17 protein-coding genes are annotated in these 18,421 nt (G+C 72.4%); 14 read left to right on the plus strand and 3 right to left on the minus strand.

From position 1 onward, the window contains the following. Positions 1-118 precede the first annotated feature (118 nt). From ABZ117_RS24575 to ABZ117_RS24615, 9 genes are all read left to right on the plus strand, one after another. A complete protein-coding gene (locus tag ABZ117_RS24575) occupies positions 119-763 on the plus strand; it encodes an HAD family hydrolase (RefSeq protein ID WP_356823932.1) in 645 nt (214 codons plus the stop codon). Between the two features lie 93 nt (positions 764-856). Then, positions 857-1,570, plus strand: coding sequence for a VC0807 family protein (locus ABZ117_RS24580; protein ID WP_356823933.1), 714 nt, complete (start codon positions 857-859; stop codon positions 1,568-1,570). Positions 1,571-1,659: 89 nt separating this feature from the next. Further along, a complete protein-coding gene (locus tag ABZ117_RS24585) occupies positions 1,660-2,889 on the plus strand; it encodes an MFS transporter (RefSeq protein WP_356823934.1) in 1,230 nt (409 codons plus the stop codon). Next, on the plus strand, positions 2,840-4,012 hold the full coding sequence (locus tag ABZ117_RS24590; protein WP_356823935.1) for an acetoin utilization protein AcuC: 1,173 nt from the start codon (positions 2,840-2,842) through the stop codon (positions 4,010-4,012). Before ABZ117_RS24585 ends, ABZ117_RS24590 begins: the two co-directional genes overlap by 50 nt. Before the next feature lie 1,120 nt (positions 4,013-5,132). Next, complete coding sequence (locus ABZ117_RS24595) at positions 5,133-5,948, plus strand: phosphatase (RefSeq protein ID WP_356823936.1); 816 nt, start codon at positions 5,133-5,135, stop codon at positions 5,946-5,948. A gap of 128 nt (positions 5,949-6,076) precedes the next feature. Then, the gene (locus ABZ117_RS24600; RefSeq protein WP_121791081.1) at positions 6,077-6,289 is read left to right on the plus strand and encodes a helix-turn-helix domain-containing protein; all 213 of its coding nucleotides are present in this window, start codon (positions 6,077-6,079) and stop codon (positions 6,287-6,289) included. A gap of 135 nt (positions 6,290-6,424) precedes the next feature. Next, complete coding sequence (locus ABZ117_RS24605; RefSeq protein ID WP_003948845.1) at positions 6,425-6,523, plus strand: AURKAIP1/COX24 domain-containing protein; 99 nt, start codon at positions 6,425-6,427, stop codon at positions 6,521-6,523. Between the two features lie 184 nt (positions 6,524-6,707). Beyond that, positions 6,708-7,769 carry an NAD-dependent epimerase/dehydratase family protein gene (locus ABZ117_RS24610; RefSeq protein ID WP_356823937.1) on the plus strand — a complete coding sequence of 354 codons (1,062 nt, stop codon included), beginning with the start codon at positions 6,708-6,710 and terminating at the stop codon, positions 7,767-7,769. Positions 7,770-7,783: 14 nt separating this feature from the next. After that, a complete protein-coding gene (locus ABZ117_RS24615) occupies positions 7,784-8,851 on the plus strand; it encodes a lysophospholipid acyltransferase family protein (RefSeq protein WP_356823938.1) in 1,068 nt (355 codons plus the stop codon). Positions 8,852-8,923: 72 nt separating this feature from the next. On the opposite strand, the gene ABZ117_RS24620 is transcribed toward ABZ117_RS24615, so the two are convergent. The 3 genes from ABZ117_RS24620 to ABZ117_RS24630 all read right to left on the minus strand — a co-directional run bounded on the left by ABZ117_RS24620 (position 8,924) and on the right by ABZ117_RS24630 (position 12,499). Next, entirely contained in the window at positions 8,924-10,156 is a 1,233-nt protein-coding gene (locus ABZ117_RS24620) for a DUF5667 domain-containing protein (RefSeq protein ID WP_356823940.1), read from the minus strand. Positions 10,157-10,390: 234 nt separating this feature from the next. Beyond that, positions 10,391-11,170, minus strand: a complete 780-nt coding sequence (locus ABZ117_RS24625) for an ECF subfamily RNA polymerase sigma factor, BldN family (protein WP_356823941.1) — start codon at positions 11,168-11,170, stop codon at positions 10,391-10,393. Positions 11,171-11,569: 399 nt separating this feature from the next. Then, positions 11,570-12,499, minus strand: coding sequence for an HAD-IB family hydrolase (locus tag ABZ117_RS24630; RefSeq protein WP_356823942.1), 930 nt, complete (start codon positions 12,497-12,499; stop codon positions 11,570-11,572). Between the two features lie 126 nt (positions 12,500-12,625). Here ABZ117_RS24630 and ABZ117_RS24635 point away from each other — a divergent pair, with 126 nt between their 5' ends. From ABZ117_RS24635 to ABZ117_RS24655, 5 genes are all read left to right on the plus strand, one after another. Continuing rightward, complete coding sequence (locus ABZ117_RS24635) at positions 12,626-12,898, plus strand: glutaredoxin family protein (RefSeq protein ID WP_356823943.1); 273 nt, start codon at positions 12,626-12,628, stop codon at positions 12,896-12,898. A 281-nt stretch (positions 12,899-13,179) separates the two neighbouring features. Beyond that, complete coding sequence (locus ABZ117_RS24640) at positions 13,180-13,944, plus strand: redox-sensing transcriptional repressor Rex (RefSeq protein WP_356823944.1); 765 nt, start codon at positions 13,180-13,182, stop codon at positions 13,942-13,944. Beyond that, a complete protein-coding gene (locus tag ABZ117_RS24645; RefSeq protein WP_356823945.1) occupies positions 13,941-15,644 on the plus strand; it encodes a glutamyl-tRNA reductase in 1,704 nt (567 codons plus the stop codon). The genes ABZ117_RS24640 and ABZ117_RS24645 overlap by 4 nt, the downstream gene beginning before the upstream one ends. Next, positions 15,641-16,648 carry a hydroxymethylbilane synthase gene (hemC, locus tag ABZ117_RS24650; RefSeq protein WP_356823946.1) on the plus strand — a complete coding sequence of 336 codons (1,008 nt, stop codon included), beginning with the start codon at positions 15,641-15,643 and terminating at the stop codon, positions 16,646-16,648. The genes ABZ117_RS24645 and hemC overlap by 4 nt, the downstream gene beginning before the upstream one ends. Then, positions 16,645-18,354, plus strand: a complete 1,710-nt coding sequence (locus ABZ117_RS24655) for a uroporphyrinogen-III synthase (RefSeq protein ID WP_356823947.1) — start codon at positions 16,645-16,647, stop codon at positions 18,352-18,354. The genes hemC and ABZ117_RS24655 overlap by 4 nt, the downstream gene beginning before the upstream one ends. Positions 18,355-18,421 lie beyond the last annotated feature (67 nt).

Here is an 18,421-nt window from a genome sequence, read left to right on the forward strand (position 1 = left end):
ATGGTACTGCAGGGGGGACCCTGTGGGAGAGTAGGACACCGCCGAACAATCTTTGGGAAAACCCCCGCATCTTCGATGCGGGGGTTTTCTGCGTTGTGGGTCCTTTAGTGTCGGTGCCATGCGCTACCAACTCGTCATCTTCGACAACGACGGTGTCCTCGTCGACAGCGAGCCGATATCCAACCGGCACCTGGCCGCCTCTCTGACCGAGCTGGGCCATCCCACCTCGTACGAGGACTCCGTCCGGGACTACATGGGCTCGGCGATGCACCGGGTCCATGAGCTCGTCCTGGAGCGGACGGGACAGCGGCTCCCGGACGACTTCGACGACGTCTTCCACGCTCGGGTCTTCGCCGCGTTCGAGCGGGAGCTCCAGCCCGTGGCCGGGGCGGCCGGCGTGCTGGAGAAGCTGGCCGCGGACGGGGTGCCGTACTGCGTGGCCTCCTCCGGAAGTCATGCGCGGATCCGGGTGGGGCACCGGGTGACCGGGCTCGACCGGTGGTTCGAGGAGAGCAGGATCTTCAGCTCGCAGGACGTGGCGCGCGGGAAGCCGGCCCCCGACCTGTTCCTGCACGCGGCCGAGCGGATGGGTGTGCCCCCCGGGCGGTGTGTGGTCGTGGAGGACTCCCCGCTGGGCGTACAGGCGGCCCTCGCGGCCGGGATGGACGTGTACGGGTTCACCGCGATGACGCCGGCGGAGCGGCTCGCGGGCGCCCAGCGGCTCTTCGCCGACATGAGCGAGCTCCCTGACCTGCTCATATGACCACCGCCATCGGCCCTCACCTGACATCTGTCATGCGGACCACCGGACGATCGGTTCTACCACCGGACCCCTCCCGGCGGCGAAGCTGAGGGCATGACGAAGAAGACGGGGAACCAGGTCCAGAACCCGAGCGTGCTGGACAACTTCAAGCCGCTGCTCATCGACGTGGCGGTGCCGCTCGGCTCGTACTACCTGTTCAAGGACGCCTTCGGGATGAGCACGTTCGCGGCGCTCGCCTGGAGCAGCGTGGTGCCGGCGGTGCGGACCGGGTGGAGCCTGGTCAGGGACCGCAGGACCAACGGCCTGGCGGGTCTCATCCTCGTCGTGAACGTGGTCTCGCTGCTGCTGAGCTTCGTCTCGGGCGATCCGCGGCTGATGCTCGCCAAGGACAGTGGTGTCAGCAGCACGGTCGCCATCGGCATCCTGGTCTCCGTCGCGCTCGGGAAGCCCATGATGACCGCGGGGATGAAGCCCTTCCTCGTCAAGGGCGACGCGGCCAAGGAAGCGGCCTGGCAGCGCCTGGCGTCCGGCGCGGCGGCCGGGTCCGCGGACTTCCGCCGTAAGGAGAACGCGTTCTCGGTCGTCTGGGGTGTGGTGCTGCTCGCCGAGTGCGTCGCACGGTTCGTGGGCGCCTACACCCTCCCGGTGGACACGATGGTGTGGCTCGGCGGTGTCTTCCTGATCGTCGCTATGGTGATCGGCTTCGTGATCAGCGGTGGGCTGGCGGCGGGGCCGATGGAGCGGATGCTCGCGGACGAGGTGGCCGCCGGCCACGCCGAGCGTCCCGCGGTGACCGTCGCCGCCTGACCACCGGCCGGGTGGACCGACGAAGTTGAGGGAAACTCACCTTTGGCTGGATCTACCCACGGGTAGCCCGGGGCCCTACGCTCGCCGCCATGACTGATGTGCTGCGGCGCGGCAGGGCCTCGCTGGCGTTCGGGTTCTTCGCCCAGGGTGTCGCCTTCGCCCTGCTCGTGACGCGCATCCCGGCCGTCCAGGACCGGTACGGCGTCTCCGACGCGCTGCTGCCGCTCTTCCTGGCCGCCGTACCGGTGCTCGCCGGGGCCGGCAGCGTGACCACCGAGCACCTGGTGAAGCGGGTGCCGCCCAGCCGGCTGCTGCGCTGGTCCCAGCCGGTGGTGCTGCTGGGGCTGCTCGGCGTCGGGGCGGGCGGGGTGGGGCAGCTGGCCGCGCTGGCGCTGGCGCTGGGCGTCTTCGGTCTGGCGGTGGGGGTGCTGGACGCGTCCATGAACATGCTCGGGGTCAACCTCCAGCGGTCGTACGGGCGCAGCATCATGCTCAGCTTCCACGCCGCGTACAGCCTGGGCGGGATCATCGGGGCGTCGCTGGCGTGGGCGGGGGCGCACTGGCATCTCGCGCTGTGGGTGTCGTACCTGCCGGTCGTGGCCGTCCTGCTGCCGGCGGTGCTGGTGGGGAGCCGCTGGTACGTCGACGCGGGCGACGCGGGTGCGGTGCCCGGCGGGGGCGAGGCGGCGGGCGGGGGCGGGACGCTCGTGTTGCGGCTGCTGCTGCCGCTGTGCCTGGTGATGACCTTCGCCTATATCGGGGACTCGACGGTCTCCAACTGGAGCGCGAAGTATCTGAAGGACGTGCTGGGCAGCTCCGAGCAGCTCGCGACGGTCCCGTACAACGTGTACATGGTGACGACGCTGCTGGGGCGGACCATCGGGGACTTCGGGGTACGGCGGTTCGGGGCCGTGGCGGTCGTACGGCTCGGGGCGGTGGTGGCGGCCGGCGGGTTCGCGGTGGTGGCCTCGGCGTCGGGGGCGTGGGCCGGGATGCTCGGGTTCACCCTGCTGGGGCTGGGTCTGTGTGTCCTGGTGCCGCAGACGTTCGCGGCGGCCGGGCGGTTGTTCCCGGGGGCCTCGGACGCGGCGGTCGCGCGGCTGAACATCTTCAACTACGTGGGCTTTCTGGTCGGTTCGCCGTTGGTGGGCGCCCTCGGGGACGCGTGGAGCTACCGGGGCGCCATGCTCGTGCCGATGGTGTTGGTGCTGCTGACGCTCGGGTACGCCAGGTCGTTCGCGGCTCAACCGGACCGATACGGTGGCGGGCATGAGCGGCCGCGCACAGCTGATGTGGGACGAGGCAGTAACGGGCTATGACTTCGGCCCGGGCCATCCGATGGATCCGGTGCGGCTGGCGCTGACCCGGAAACTGGTCGGTGCCTTCGGGCTCGACCGGGAGCTGGAGATCGTCGCGGCCAAGCCGGCCGGCGAGTCGACGCTCCGGCTGGTCCACCGGGAGGACTACATCGAGGCCGTGAAGGCCGTGTCCGCGGATCCGGACGGGGCCGACGGGTCGTACGGGCTCGGTACGCCCGACGATCCCGCGTTCGCCGGGATGCACGAGGTGTCCGCGCTGATCGCAGGGCAGTCGGTCGGGGCGGCGGAGGCGGTGTGGCGCGGCGACGCCGACCACGCCGTGAACTTCGCGGGCGGCCTGCACCACGCGATGCCGGGCGGCGCGTCCGGGTTCTGCATCTACAACGACGCCTCGCTGGCGATCGCGCGGCTGCTGGAGCTGGGCGCCGAGCGGGTCGCCTACGTGGACGTGGACGTGCATCACGGGGACGGGGTGCAGGCCGCGTTCTGGGAGGACCCGCGGGTGCTGACCATCTCGCTGCACGAGCATCCCCGGACGCTGTTCCCGCAGACCGGGTGGCCCGAGGAGACCGGGGCTGGCGCGGGGGAGGGGACCGCGGTGAACGTGGCCCTGCCGGCCGGGACCGGGGACGCGGGGTGGGTGCGCGCGTTCCACGCGGTGGTGCCGGAGCTGGTGGCCGGGTTCCGGCCGCAGGTGATCGTCACCCAGCACGGGGCCGACACGCACTTCGAGGATCCGCTGGCGCACCTCGCCGTCTCGCTGGACGCCCAGCGGGCCGTGCAGACGGCGTGTCACGAGCTGGCGCACCGTTACGCGGACGGCAAGTGGGTCGCGCTCGGTGGGGGCGGGTACGCGGTGGTGGACGTCGTACCGCGGTCGTGGACGCACCTGGTGGGGATCGTCGCCGGCAAGCCGGTGGCCCCGGAGGCGATGATTCCCGAGGAATGGCGGCAGGACGTGTTCGCGCGGACGCGGCAGCCGGGGCCGCGGCGGATGACGGACGGGCTGTGGCCGGTGGGATACGGCGACTGGGAGGCGGGCTACGACCCCGCCGACCGCGTCGACCAGGCGGTACTGGCGACCCGGCGAGCGGTCTTCCCCCTCCGGGGCCTCCTGCCCTGACCGGACCGCCGGAGCGCGCGCCGGGGCCCTGAGGGTCCCCCGGCCACCGCCCCGGCAGGTCCCCGGGGCGCACCTGCCACTTCGGTGAGGCACGGCAGGCGCGCCGGCCCGCCACCCCGCGGATGGCCCGGAGGCTCCGCCCGGCCTCCGCTCCCGAGCACTGGGCTCCGCCCGGCCGCCTATCCCGGACGCTGTGCCTGCCCGCCACCCCTGGGAGCGCTCTGGGTTCGCCCGGCCGCCGTTCCGGGAGGGCGTCGCAGGGCCGCCTCCCTGCCGCTCCGGGAGCGCGCCGCACGATCGCCCGGCTGCCGGCCCCTGCAAGAGCCCGGAGGGTGTCGTACGGCTGGTCGGGCTGGGAGACCAGCGCACCGGTCGTCCGGCCGCTGCCCTCTGGAAAGGTGCGGAGGCTCCGCCCGGCCGCTGTTCCCGAGAGGGGCTGGAGGCCGTGTCTGCCCGCCACCCCTGGGAGCGCCCTGGGGGTTCACCGGCATCGTTCCGGGGAGGGCGTTGCAGGGTTGTGCCTCCCTGCCGTTCCGGGGAGCGCACCGCGAGGGTTCGTCCGGCTGCCGGACCCTTGGAGGGCCCCGGAAGTTTTGTCCGGCTGGCCGCCCCCGGGAGACCACCGCATGGTTCGCCCGGCCGCCGCCTGTGGAAGGCCGCCGCGTGGTTCGTCCGGTCGCCCGTCCCTGGAGGGGAATAGGAGGCTTCGCTCGGCCACCGTTCCCTGGTTGCGCTCGGAGGCTTCGCTCGGCCGGCGCCCCCTGGGACGGCTCGGAGGCTTTGTCTTTCTGTCTCCTGGAAGGTGACCGCGCCGTTCGCCCGGTTGCCTGCCCCGCTGGGCGGGCGCGGGTGTTCGTCCGGTCGCCGCTCCCTTGGGAGAGTCCGGTGGCTTTGCCTGTCCCCGTCCCCTGGAAGGGCGCCGGCCGGTGGAGCTCTGGCCGGCCGGCGCCCCCTGGGACGGTCCCGGAGGCTTCGCTCGGTCGCCCCTGCGCGGGCGGCGCTCGGTTCGCCCGCCCCTCGTCCCGGGGAGGCGGCAGAGGTTGCCGCCGCCTTGGGCCGAGTGTGCGCAGTTCGCCGGTTCTCGTCCCCGCCGGATCCGCGATGCGTCACCATCGCACCCGTGTCGACCTCTGCCCGCCTCCGTGCGCATCTGCTGGCCGTCCGGCTGGCCGGGGTGGTGGCCACCTCGCGGGAGGACAGTCTGCGGAGCTACCGGCTGTTCGCCGCCCGGGACCCGCGGGTGCTGATCGGGCTCGTTCCCGAGGGGACCTGGGGGCAGCGGGACGTGCTCGCGCTGATGGCGGAGAAGTGCGGGGTGTGCGCCGACCCCCGGCACACGTCCGGGCCGGACGTGATCGACCCGGAGCGCACCCTGGCCGCGCTGGACGCCTTCGCGGACCGGCTGCGGGAGACGGCCCGGCGGGGCGCGCCCGTGCTGTTCGGCACCGGGCACCCGCAGCGGCTGCTCGGTTTCTACGCCGCCCTGGCGGACGCTCTCTCGGCGGCGGGGTGTGACGTGCTCACCCCGGCGCAGGGTCGCTGTGTCGACATATTGACCCGGTTCGGTCTACGCACTCATCGTCTCGACTACGTACGAGGGGTTGCCCTGGTGCGGGAACCGGCGGGCGAGCGCCCCGGTGGTGAGCCGGGTGTGCACAGCCATTCCCCCCTCCCGGTTCGGGTCGCGCTGGAGGCCGCCGCGGAGGCCGGCGGGCCGCTGCCCGAGCTGGTCGTCGGGGACCACGGATGGGTCTGCGGCGCTGGTCAACTGGGGTTCCAGGCCATCGGGCTGGCCGACACGGACGATCCCGCGCTGTTCGTGGGGGAGGCCGAGGGGCGGGTGTCCGTCGCCGTTCCGGTTGACGACGCCGTACGGTCTGCTCACTACCGGCCGCTGACCCGCTACGTACTCAATCGGGCATGTCTGTCACAGTAGCCGCCGATGGGTGCACCTCTTCCCCACTCGCATCACCCGCCCCTAGTCTGGGGAGTGAGCACGCAGCGACGAAGAGTCACCGGAAGGGGAAGCCGGTGACCGTCGAGTGCGGAAGGTGCAGGTGTGTCATGGCCGCAGCTGGCGAGAGGCCTCTCAACGAGGTCCAGTTCCTTACCGTGGCGGAGGTCGCCTCGGTGATGCGAGTGTCGAAGATGACCGTGTACCGTCTGGTGCACAGTGGTCATCTGCCCGCGATCCGGGTGGGGCGGTCCTTCCGCGTCCCCGAACAAGCGGTACACGAGTACCTCCGCGACAGCTACGTGGGGGTGGAGACGGCCTGACGGCGACGCCCGGGTGTGATGCCCGGGAACCCTCGATTACGACCTCGGCGCTCGGTTGGGTAGGCTGGCCCCTCGTAGGTCGTGTGGGCCCATGGCGCCCAACAACCGAGTCATGAGAAGTGAGCGAGGGTAGTCGTGGGCTCTGTTATCAAGAAGCGGCGCAAGCGGATGGCCAAGAAGAAGCACCGCAAGCTGCTGAAGCGCACGCGTGTGCAGCGTCGCAACAAGAAGTAGGCGACGCGCGAGAGCGTGACTCTGTGGCCCCCCATCAGTACTGGTGGGGGGCCACAGGCGTCTGCGGACGGGGGAAAATCCGTCACCTCGCGCATCGGGGGTCGTCACAGCGCGACCACGACCCGCTAGGTTGGCCGCACGGGGGAACGCGGGATACCGGTACGCGGGAAGGAAGGCGCTGATCTTGGGAAAGGTCGTGCTCGTCACCGGAGTCGCCCGGCAACTGGGCGGCCGCTTCGTGCGGCGCGTCCAGCGGGACCCGGAGGTCGACCGGGTGATCGCCGTGGACGCGGTGCCGCCGGCGCACCATCTGGGCGGAGCCGACTTCATCCAGGCCGACATCCGGCAGCCGACCATCGCCCGCGTGCTCGCCGAGACGGGCGCCGACACGGTCGTCCACCTGGACGTGACCGGGACGCCCCTGGGCGGCGGCAACCGGGCCACGGTCAAGGAGACCAACGTCATCGGCACCATGCAGCTGCTCGGCGCCTGCCAGAAGTCGCCGGCCGTGCAGCGGCTGGTGGTGAAGTCCAGTACGAACGTGTACGGGTCCGCGCCCCGGGACCCGGCCGTGTCCACCGAGACGACCCCGCCCAAGTCGCTGCCCAGCGGCGGCTTCGCCAAGGACGCCGTCGAGGTCGAGGGGTACGTGCGCGGGTTCGCGCGGCGACGGCCGGACGTCGCCGTGTGCGTACTCCGGTTCGCCAACATCCTCGGGCCGGCCGCGGACACCCCGCTCGCCTCGTACTTCGCACTGCCCGTGCTGCCGACCGTGTTCGGCTACGACCCGCGGCTCCAGTTCGCGCACGAGGACGACGTCATCGAGGTGCTGCGGATCGCCTCGCACGAACCGCGCCGGGGCACCCTCAACAGCGGCACGTTCAACATCGCCGGGGACGGCGTGCTGCTGCTCTCGCAGTGTTCGCGGCGGCTCGGGCGGCCCACCGTGCCGCTGCTGCTGCCCGCGGTCACCTGGGCCGGCTCCCTCGTCCGTACGCTGGGCATGACGGACTTCTCGCCCGAGCAGATCCGGCTGCTCACCCACGGGCGGGTGGTCGACACCGTCCAGATGCGCGAGACGCTGGGCTTCACGCCCCGGTACACGACGGCCGAGACGTTCGCGGACTTCGCGCGCGGCCAGGGCCCCGGGCTGCTGCCGCCGGAGAGCCTCGCGGGAGCGGTCGACCGGATCGCCGCGCTGACCGTGAGGGCGGCCGGCCACCTCCAGACGCACGGCGCCAACTGAGGAGCGCGACAACGATGGCGGACGCCAAGGTCATTCCGTTCGACGACGACCGGTCCCGCGGGAGCGCCGCGCAGCGCCCGGCGCGGCGCCGGAGCGGGGCCGGCCGGCGCGGCGCGCTCGGCGAGGCGGGCGGCGGGATCGGTGAGGTCCAGTCGCTGCCGGGCCGGGCACGGACGCGGGACGACGGGCCTGTGAGCCCCGTGGAGGAGCCGGCCGAGCCGTCGGTGGGCGACGGGCGGGACGGCGGCCTGGAGCGGCGTGTGGCGGCCGGACTGGCCTTCCTGCGGCGCCGGCTGACGGGGGACTACGAGGTCGACGACTTCGGCTACGACGAGGAGCTGACCGGCCAGGTCCTGATGTCGCTGCTGCGGCCCCTGTACGAGAAGTACTTCCGGGTCGAGGTGAAGGGCATCGAGAACATCCCGGCCGAGGGCGGGGCGCTGATCGTCGCCAACCACTCCGGGACGCTGCCGCTCGACGGGCTGATGATGCAGGTCGCCGTGCACGACCACCACCCGGCGAACCGTCACTTGCGGCTCCTCGCCGCGGACCTGGTCTTCGTCCTGCCGGTGGTCAACGAGCTGGCCCGCAAGCTGGGGCACACGCTCGCCTGCGCGGAGGACGCCGAGCGGCTGCTGACGCAGGGTGAGCTGGTCGGGGTGATGCCGGAGGGCTTCAAGGGCATCGGCAAGCCGTTCAGCGAGCGGTACAAGCTCCAGCGGTTCGGCCGCGGCGGCTTCGTCTCCACCGCGCTGCGCCAGGGCGCGCCGATCATCCCCTGCTCGGTCGTCGGGGCCGAGGAGATCTACCCGATGATCGGCAACGCCAGGACCCTGGCCAGGCTCCTGGGCATCCCGTACTTCCCGCTGACGCCGACCTTCCCCTGGCTGGGCCCGCTGGGCGCGGTCCCGCTCCCCACCAAGTGGACGATCCAGTTCGGCGAGCCGATCCCGACGGACGGCTACCCGCCGGAGGCCGCCGAGGACCCGATGCTGATGTTCAACCTGACCGACCAGGTCCGCGAACAGATCCAGCACACGCTCTACAAGCTTCTGGTGCAGCGCCGTTCGGTCTTCTTCTGACGTGCGGATGGCCGCGGTGGCGGGGGCGTCCCGCTCGGGAGGGACGCCCCCGCCACCGCGGCCGGGGAGGGGCTAGCCGGCGTTGTCGTTCTCGATGCCCAGGTCGGGCAGGAGACCCGGCAGCAGCGGCGGGATGGTGACGTCGGGGGCGTTGTTCGGCGGGGTGACGCTGGGCGGGGTGGTGCCGCCGGTCCCGGTCCTCGGCGGGTCGAGCAGTCCGCCGGTGTCGCCGCCGATGAGGCCGTCGCCGCTGCTGCTGGCCGAGCCGCTCGGAGCGCCGGTGCGGGCGTGCTTGCCGGTGGACGGGGTGGTGCCGGTGGAGCTGGGCGCCGTCGACCGGTGACCGCCGGAGGAGCCGGTGGCCGCCGGGCCGGAGCCGTGCCGCCGCTTGCCGGTGCCGGGTTCGGCGGGCGGCTGCGGAAGCAGGGACTGGAGCGGCGCGACTTCCTGGTCTATGGCGTCGAAGACCGAGGAGACCTCCTGTTTGACGTCCCCGAGCTGCACGGGCAGCTTGTCGCTGAGCGCGGTCCAGGCCTCGCGGTGGGATCGGGAGAACGTGGACAGTGCCTGGATGGGGCCGAGGGATCCGGGATCGGCCTCGTACGCCGCGTGGAGCAGGCGGTGCCCCTCGGTGACGTCGTGCCGCATCCCGGACAGGGTGCGCCGGATCTCGCCGATGGACTCGTGGTCGAGATGGCCGCCCCGGCCGCGCTCCAGCAGCCGTCTGGCTTCGCCGAGCCGCGTGGAGGCCTGGTCGAGGTAGGTCTGGCCGCGCTGGTCGTTGCCGTCGGCCAGATAGTTGAGCTGGAAGTCCTCGATGCCGCGTTTCAGGCCGTACAGCGAGTCGCCGGGCAGGGCGTCGGAGCTGGCGGCGGCGACGCCGCCGAAGGCCCCGGCGGCCACGCCGACGCTCAGTCCGCCCGCCGCGAGGCCCTTGGTCAGTCTCGTACGCGGGCGGAGCTTGCCCAGTGGGCTCGCCCGGTGCGCGCCCTTGACCCGGTGGGAGCGCTGTTCCGGTACCGACGCGTCCGCCGCCCCGGTGCCCTCCCGGAGCATGGCCTCCATCGCGGCCACCAGCTGGGCCCGTTGGACGACCTTGACCTCCGGGTCGAGCTGTGGCTTGGGCAGCGCGCCGAGACCCGCCGTCAGGGCCAGCAGCAGGCCCTGGTCGGTCTGTTCCTCGGCGGCCGGCGGTGATTCCGCCGGTGCTGCGGACTGCTCGGCCGCCGTGTCCTGGTCGGACTGCTCCTCCACGGCCTGGGCGAAGGCGTTCGCCCGCCGGTGCGCCGATACGTTCGCGATCACTGGCGGCACCTCCTCTCGTCATGACGGTCGACTCCCCAGGGGGTCCTGAGGGTGCACGTCCGCGACCACTCTCACGCGATCGAGCGATCAGGTGGGCCAGGACGTGACCACAGGGAGCCTGTATCCCGCACAACGACTGGCGCGGCACTTGGGTTACGGACGGCGGATGATCGGATCAGAAAGGCAACGCTCCTTCACGGACCGTGAGTTGAGCGTCGCCCGGCGTGGCACGGCTCAGCGGGCGTCGTCCGGCAGCAGGCGGGCGAGGGTGCGGACGGCGCGGTACTGGAGGGTCTTGATCGCACCCTCGTTCTTGCCCATGACGCGGGCGGTCTCGGCGACCGAGAGGCCTTGGAGGAAGCGGAGCGTCACACACTCCTGCTGCTGGGGGTTGAGCCGCCGTACGGCGTCGAGCAGGGCGGCATTGGACAGGGACTCCAGGACGGAGTCCTCCGGGGAACGCTCGACCTCGTTGGCGTCGAGCATCTCGCCGGTGGTGATCTCGAGCCGGAAACGGCTGGACTTGAAGTGGTCGGCGACGAGGTTCCGGGCGATCGTGACCAGCCAGGCGCCGAAGTCGCGGCCCTGCCAGGTGAACGTGCCGATCCTGCGCAGCGCCCGCAGAAAGGTCTCACTGGTGAGGTCCTCCGCGGTCGCCCGCCCGCCGACGCGGTAGTAGATGTACCGGTAGACGGTGTCGCTGTACTGGTCGTAGAGCCGTCCGAAGGCCTCGGCCTCTCCGGCCTGGGCGCGTTCGACCAGGTCCATCATCCGGGCGCTGTCGCTGTCGGCGGCAGGGCGGCGGGCGGTGGCCGCGCCGGTGGCACGCCCTCGTCTGCCGACGGCGGCGCCGCCGTCGGCCAGTGCGTAGCACGGGCCCAGGGGCGCGGCGGCGGCGAAGGCGGGGACGGCGTACGCGGGGGGGACATGGCCGCGCAGCGTCTCTTTGACCGTCGCGATCGTTGCGCGCAGCGTAGCCAGGCCCGAGGCGTCAACCCCGACGTGTGGGTACACGGGACTCCCAGAGGCAGAGCTTCCATCACGTGCAGTGCGGAACCGTTCACCCGTCGTAGCGACGGAGGGGTACCGGATTGCGTCTGAGGAGAATAACGCTTCGTGCAGGCCCTGCTACACCGAGTTGCTCAAACTATCGATTGCGTCGCTTCCGTAACCGAATGAAGCCCTATCGCGTGCCACAGAGTGATCGGTTCATGAACGGATCGGGGCGCATTCCGGTGAAGTACGGGACGAGTTGAAGTGGCCGCGGCATAATCCTGGGCGCGCGGGGCCGCGGCTCGTGCGCCCCCTGAAGGGGCGGGAAACGCGGGACCGGCCTGGTGGGGGCCGTGGTCCGGGCGGGCGGCGGTGCCGCCGCGGTGCCCGGGAGGCGCCGTGCGGCCCGCGGGGGCGTGGTTATCGGCGCCGTCGGCTCAGAGCGATCGCGGCGGCGGTGCCGCCGGCGACCGCGCCGACGCCGGCCGCGGCCGGGATGCCGACCCTGGCCGCCTTGCGGCCGGTGCGGTAGTCGCGCAGGCGCCAGTCCTGCTCGCGGGCGTGCCTGCGGAGCTTGGCGTCCGGGTTGATGGCGTAGGGGTGGCCCACCAGGGACAGCATCGGGATGTCGTTGTGGCTGTCGCTGTAGGCGGCGCAGCGGGTGAGGTCCAGGTGCTCCGCCGAGGCCAGCGCGCGCACCGCCTCCGCCTTGGCCGGGCCGTGCAGCGGCTCGCCGACCAGCTTGCCGGTGTAGACGCCGTCGACCGACTCCGCGACCGTGCCGAGCGCGCCGGTCAGGCCCAGGCGGCGGGCGATGACCTGGGCGATCTCGACGGGGGCCGCGGTGACCAGCCACACCTTCTGGCCGGCGTCCAGGTGGGCCTGGGCGAGGGCGCGGGTGCCGGGCCAGATGCGGTCGGCCATGTACTCGTCGTAGATCTCCTCGCCGATCGTCTCCAGCTCGGCGACCCGGTGGCCCTTGACGATGGACAGCGCGGAGTCGCGGGCCTCCTGCATGTGCTCGGGGTCCTCGACGCCGGCCAGCCGGAACCACGCCTGCTGCCAGGCGAACCTGGCCAGGTCGCGGGTCTCGAAGAACTTCCGCTTGTACAGCCCCCGGCCGAAGTGGAACAGGGCGGCGCCCTGCATCACCGTGTTGTCGAGGTCGAAGAAGGCGGCGGCCTTGTCGTCGCCGATGACCGGGAACACCGGTTCCTCCGGCGCGGCCCGCGGGGTCCCCTGGGCTTCCTGCGTGGACTTGCGGGCAGCCTCCGCCGAGGCCTCGCCTGCCAACACGCTCCGCGCCGTGGCGGAGCGCCTACGGGAAGTGAGCCATCCGAGAGCGGCCATGACGTGAGCATAGCCAGTCCGTTCGGCGGTTCCGGAGCGGAGCGGGTGGGGGCGGGTGAACTCTGCGCGACCGTACCGTGCGGCGGGCGATCCGGAACGGGCGCGGAGCGCGCGAGAATGGACCGTATGAGCGCCCTTTTCCGACGTAAGGCAGAACCCCGTGAGCGGCGGGTGACCCTCGTCCGCAAGCCCGGCTGCCATCTGTGCGACGACGCGCAGCTGGTGGTCGAGAAGGTGTGCGGCGAGCTGGGCGTGCCGTGGGAGCCCAGGGACACCACCGCGGACGCGGAGCTGCACGCCCGGTACTGGGAGCAGATCCCGGTCGTCCTGATCGACGGTGAACAGCACACCTTCTGGCGGGTGGACGAGGCGCGGCTGCGCCGGGCACTGACCGAGTAGTCCGAACTGGCCGGAAAGTTCGCTTAGGATCGACGGCGGTCTGGTCTCGGGGGCGGGATTCGTGAGGAGAGTGTGCGGTTTTGCCCCCAGTAACGAAGGAACGTCGGTGCGTGTGTGCCGGTTCCCGGCCAGGGCGCGAGGGGCGCGTGACCCCGGTCACTTCTGCCGGACAAATCGGACACCATCTTTGTGCACGCGTTCACAAAGACATAGCCTGCTGTCGACGGGGCGGTCTGGTGACGTATGACCGCCTACAGCCCCGCTCTACCCGCAGGAGCACCGTGGCAACTGGCCGAACACACCGACCGGCGACCCGTAGCCGAGGGATTCCCGAGGCCACCGTCGCCCGGCTTCCGCTGTACCTCCGAGCGCTGACCGGACTGTCGGAGCGCTCGGTCCCCACGGTCTCCTCCGAGGAGCTGGCCGCGGCGGCGGGGGTCAACTCCGCCAAGCTGCGCAAGGACTTCTCGTACCTGGGCTCCTACGGAACGCGCGGTGTCGGTTACGACGTGGAGTATCTCGTCTACCAGATCTCCCGCGAACTCGGCCTCACCCAGGACTGGCCGGTCGTCATCGTCGGTATCGGTAACCTCGGCGCCGCCCTCGCCAACTACGGCGGCTTCGCCTCCCGGGGCTTCCGGGTGGCCGCGCTCATCGACGCCGACCCGGCGATGGCCGGAAAGCCGGTGGCGGGCATCCCGGTGCAGCACACCGACGAGCTCGAGAAGATCATCAAGGACAACGGGGTCTCCATCGGCGTCATCGCCACCCCCGCCGGTGCCGCCCAGCAGGTCTGCGACCGGCTCGTGGCCGCCGGTGTCACGTCCATCCTGAACTTCGCGCCGACCGTGCTGTCCGTCCCGGACGGCGTCGACGTGCGCAAGGTCGACCTCTCCATCGAGCTTCAGATCCTCGCCTTCCACGAGCAGCGCAAGGCCGGCGAGGAGACCGCCGCCGGCGACGGCGCCCGGCCCGCCGCCACCACCCGTGACGCTTCCACCGACCAGGGGCCCGACGGGGACGTACCCGCCGTGATGCCGGCATGAGTCTGCTCGTCGTCGGGCTGAGCCACCGCAGCGCCCCGGTCAGCGTCCTCGAACGGGCCGCGCTGAGCACGGACGCCCAGGTGAAGCTCGTGCAGGACACGGTGGCCGCCGAACCGGCCACCGAGGCCGCGGTGCTCGCCACCTGCAACCGCATCGAGCTGTACGCCGACGTGGACAAGTTCCACGCCGGTGTCGCCGAGCTGTCCACGCTGCTCGCCCAGCACAGCGGCGTCGGCCTGGAGGAACTGACCCCCTACCTCTACGTGCACTACGAGGACCGGGCCGTCCACCACCTGTTCTCGGTGGCCTGCGGCCTGGACTCGATGGTCGTCGGCGAGGGGCAGATCCTCGGCCAGATCAAGGACTCACTGGCCCGCGCCCAGGACCTGAACACCGCCGGCAGGCTGCTGAACGACCTGTTCCAGCAGGCCCTGCGGGTCGGCAAGCGCGCCCACTCCGAGACCGGCATCGACCGCGCCGGGCAGTCCCTGGTCACCTTCGGCCTGGAGCAGCTGGCCGCGGGAGGTGCCGTGCAGGACTGGGCGGCGGGCCGCAGGGCGCTGGTCATCGGCGCCGGGTCGATGTCCTCGCTGGCCGCCGCCACGCTCGCGCGCGTCGGAGTCGCCGAGATCGTCGTCGCCAACCGCACCCTCGAGCGCGCCGAGCGGCTCGCGCTCCTGCTCGCGGAGCACCACGGACAGCGCACCACCGGGGGCGAGGCCGCCGTGACCACGCGCGCGGTGCCGATGGAGGCCGTACGGGACGAGCTGACACGTGCCGACGTCGTCGTCTCCTGTACCGGGGCGACGGGTCTGGTGCTCACGGCGGAGACGGTCGCGCAGGCGGTCGAGGGACGCACCGGGCGGCCGGCCGTCGCCCACACCGCCCACCCGGCCGGGAAGACCGGCAACGCCAGGGTCTCGCCGGCCGCCGGCGCCGACGACAACTGCCCGCTCGACCTGGCCGCCGTGCAGCCCGGCTTCTCCGTCATGGGCGAGGCCGCCGTGGCCGGCCTGGACGCGGCCACCCTGGAGCAGCACGCGGCCTGGGTGGACAACGGGGTCCTGGACCGCCGGGAGCGCCGTACGCCCGAGGCGGACGCCGAGCTGATCACCGCGCTCGCCGCGACCGTCGCCACGGGCGCCCGGATCCCCGAGCGGCGCAGGCCCGAGCCGCCCGCCGAGCGACCGGCCCCCTTCCTCTTCCTCCTCGACCTGGCCATGCCCCGCGACATCGACGCGGCCGTGCACCGGCTGGCCGGGGTGCGCCTGGTGGACATCGAGTCGCTGGCGGAGGCGTCCGCCGACGCGCCGATGGCGGCCGACGTCGACCAGGTACGGCGTATCGTCTCCGACGAGGTGGCGGCCTTCGGGGCGGCCCAGCGGGCGGCGCACATCACGCCGACCGTGGTGGCGCTGCGCACCATGGCCGCCGACGTCGTCGCCGGCGAGATCGCGCGGCTCGACGGCCGCCTGCCCGACCTGGACGAACGCCAGCGCGGAGAGATCCGGCAGGCCGTGCACCGGGTCGTCGACAAGCTGCTGCACGCGCCGACGGTACGGGTCAAGCAGCTCGCCGCCGAGCCCGGCGGTGCCGGGTACGCGGACGCGCTGCGCACCCTGTTCGACCTCGACCCCGAGACGGTAGCCGCCGTCTCCCGGGCCGGGGACAGCACAGACACGAAGGGCCGACCGGCATGACTGAGAAGGCTTTGCGGCTGGGGACGAGGCGGAGCAAGCTCGCCATGGCCCAGTCCGGGCAGGTGGCTCAGGCCGTCCGCCAGGTGACCGGGCGGCCCGTCGAACTGGTCGAGATCACCACGTACGGCGACACCTCCCGTGAGCACCTGGCGCAGATAGGCGGCACCGGCGTCTTCGTGACGGCGCTGCGCGACGCGCTGCTGCGGGGCGAGGTCGACTTCGCGGTGCACTCGCTCAAGGACCTGCCGACCACGCAGCCCGAGGACCTGGTCCTGGCCGCCGTACCGGTGCGCGAGGACCCCCGGGACGTGATCGTGGCGCGCGACGCCCTGAAGTTCACCGACCTCCCGCGCGGTGCGCGCATCGGCACCGGTGCGCCGCGCCGCATGGCGCAGCTCAACGCGTACGCCCGCGCCCACGGCCTGGACATCGAGACCGTCCCGATCCGCGGCAACGTCGACACGCGGATCGGATACGTCCACGCCGGTGAGCTGGACGCGGTCGTGCTGGCCGCCGCCGGACTGAACCGGATCGGCCGCATCGACGAGGTGACCGACTTCCTGTCGGTCGACACGATTCTGCCCGCCCCCGGCCAGGGGGCACTGGCGATCGAGTGCAGGGCGGGGAACACCGCCCACGACGCCGCACTCGTCGCCGCGCTCGGCGAACTGGACGACCCGTTCACGCGGGCCGCCGTCACCGCCGAACGCTCACTGCTCGCCGCCCTGGAGGCCGGCTGCAGCGCCCCTGTGGGCGCGCTGGCCGACCTTCCCCCACTCTCGGCTCCGCTCGAGCGGGGGGACCCCCAGGCCGACAGGCAGATTGTCAAGGAGATGCGCCTGCGCGGTGTGGTCGGCACGACCGACGGCACTCGCATGGTGCAGCTGTCCACCACCGGTCCCGTGCCCCAGACGCACGACCGGGCAACGGCACTCGGGCGCGAACTCGCCACCGAGATGCTCGCCCAGGGCGCGGCCGGTCTGATGGGGGAGCGAGCACGATGAGCCCCACCACCCTTCCCGCCGGCCTGGAACACGGTCACGTCACCTTCCTCGGTGCCGGACCCGGGGATCCGGGACTGCTGACTCTGCGCGCCGTGGAGGCGCTGTCGCACGCGGACGTCCTGGTCGCCGAGCACGAGGTGCTCGATGTGATCCGGGCGCACGCGCGGCAGGGCGTCTCGGTCGTGGAAACGAACGCGGAACCCTCCTCGGTCTCACCGCCGGGCACGGGCACGCCGCAGCTCACGGTCGTTGACGGAACGTCAACAGCGGCTGCGGTCCCGTCTCCTGTCCGGGATGCCGTCCATCTTGTCATGGAGGCCGCGCGGGGCGGCAGGCGGGTCGTCCGTGCGGTGACCGGGGACCCGGGACTCGATACGTACGCCGCGGAGGAAATGCTCGCCTGCGCCGCCGCCGGGGTGCCCTTCGAGGTCGTCCCCGGTGTCGCCGCCGTGGTCGGCGTGCCCGCGTACGCCGGTGTGCCGCTGCGGGGCGCCGACGGCGCGGACGTCCGGTTCGTGGACGCCCGGACCGCCTCCGACCGCTGCTGGACGGAGGTGGGCGCCTCGGACGGCACGGTGGTCGTCTCGACCACCCTGGACTCCGTGGCCGTGGCGGCCGGCGAGCTGGTCGCGGCGGGCCGCAAGCCGGACACCCCGCTGACGGTGACGATCGCCGGTACGACGACCCGTCAGCGGACGTGGACGGCGACGCTCGGCACGATCGCGCAGACGCTGAAGCAGGCGAAGGTGCTGCCGTCGCCGGACGGCGGCCGGCCGGTGATAGCCGTGGTCGGTGAGCGTTCCGCCGCCGCCCGGCGCGACCAGCTGTCGTGGTTCGAGTCCAAGCCGCTGTTCGGCTGGAAGGTGCTCGTGCCGCGGACGAAGGAGCAGGCGGCGTCGCTCTCCGACCAGCTGCGGTCCTACGGTGCCGTGCCGCACGAGGTGCCGACGATCGCCGTCGAGCCGCCGCGCACGCCCCAGCAGATGGAACGAGCCGTCAAGGGTCTGGTGACCGGACGGTACGAGTGGATCGCCTTCACGAGCGTGAACGCCGTCAAGGCCGTCCGGGAGAAGTTCGAGGAGTACGGGCTCGACGCCCGGGCCTTCGCGGGCATCAAGGTGGCCGCGGTGGGCGAGCAGACCGCCAGGGCGCTGGTCGCCTTCGGCGTGAAGCCCGACCTGGTGCCGAGCGGGGAGCAGTCGGCGGCGGGTCTGCTGGAGGACTGGCCGCCGTACGACCCGGTGTTCGACCCGATCGACCGGGTGTTCCTGCCGCGGGCGGACATCGCCACGGAGACCCTCGTGGCCGGGCTGATCGAGCTGGGCTGGGAGGTGGACGACGTCACGGCCTACCGGACCGTGCGGGCGTCGCCGCCGCCGGCGGAGACCCGGGAGGCGATCAAGGGCGGCGGCTTCGACGCGGTGCTGTTCACGTCGTCGTCCACCGTGCGGAACCTGGTCGGCATCGCCGGCAAGCCGCACAACGTCACCGTGATCGCGTGCATCGGCCCGGCCACGGCCAAGACCGCCGAGGAGCACGGGCTGCGGGTCGACGTGATGGCTCCGGAGCCGTCCGTGCACAAGCTGGCCGAGGCGCTGGCCGAGTTCGGCATGCGCCGTCGCGCGGCGGCCCTGGAGGCCGGGGACCCGGTGACGCGGCCGAGCGAGCGCCGGCCCGGTGCGCGCAGGCGCCGCTCGACCACCTGAGGCACGGCCTGCCCCCGTTCGCCCGCTTCCCCCCGGCCCCGGTCGGCAGGAGGCGGGCGGACGGGGG

The organism is Streptomyces sp. NPDC006309 (assembly GCF_040613095.1).
Classification (GTDB): domain Bacteria; phylum Actinomycetota; class Actinomycetes; order Streptomycetales; family Streptomycetaceae; genus Streptomyces.

What these genes read in the sequence shown, in the direction of transcription:
- ABZ117_RS24580 (WP_356823933.1), top strand. Translation starts at nt 857, where the DNA reads ATGACGAAGAAGACGGGGAACCAGGTCCAGAACCCGAGCGTGCTGGAC.
- ABZ117_RS24635 (WP_356823943.1), top strand. Translation starts at nt 12,626, where the DNA reads ATGAGCGCCCTTTTCCGACGTAAGGCAGAACCCCGTGAGCGGCGGGTG.
- ABZ117_RS24575 (WP_356823932.1), top strand. Translation starts at nt 119, where the DNA reads ATGCGCTACCAACTCGTCATCTTCGACAACGACGGTGTCCTCGTCGAC.
- ABZ117_RS24600 (WP_121791081.1), top strand. Translation starts at nt 6,077, where the DNA reads ATGGCCGCAGCTGGCGAGAGGCCTCTCAACGAGGTCCAGTTCCTTACC.
- ABZ117_RS24585 (WP_356823934.1), top strand. Translation starts at nt 1,660, where the DNA reads ATGACTGATGTGCTGCGGCGCGGCAGGGCCTCGCTGGCGTTCGGGTTC.
- hemC (WP_356823946.1), top strand. Translation starts at nt 15,641, where the DNA reads ATGACTGAGAAGGCTTTGCGGCTGGGGACGAGGCGGAGCAAGCTCGCC.
- ABZ117_RS24615 (WP_356823938.1), top strand. Translation starts at nt 7,784, where the DNA reads ATGGCGGACGCCAAGGTCATTCCGTTCGACGACGACCGGTCCCGCGGG.
- ABZ117_RS24655 (WP_356823947.1), top strand. Translation starts at nt 16,645, where the DNA reads ATGAGCCCCACCACCCTTCCCGCCGGCCTGGAACACGGTCACGTCACC.
- ABZ117_RS24630 (WP_356823942.1), bottom strand. Translation starts at nt 12,499, where the DNA reads ATGGCCGCTCTCGGATGGCTCACTTCCCGTAGGCGCTCCGCCACGGCG.
- ABZ117_RS24590 (WP_356823935.1), top strand. Translation starts at nt 2,840, where the DNA reads ATGAGCGGCCGCGCACAGCTGATGTGGGACGAGGCAGTAACGGGCTAT.
- ABZ117_RS24645 (WP_356823945.1), top strand. Translation starts at nt 13,941, where the DNA reads ATGAGTCTGCTCGTCGTCGGGCTGAGCCACCGCAGCGCCCCGGTCAGC.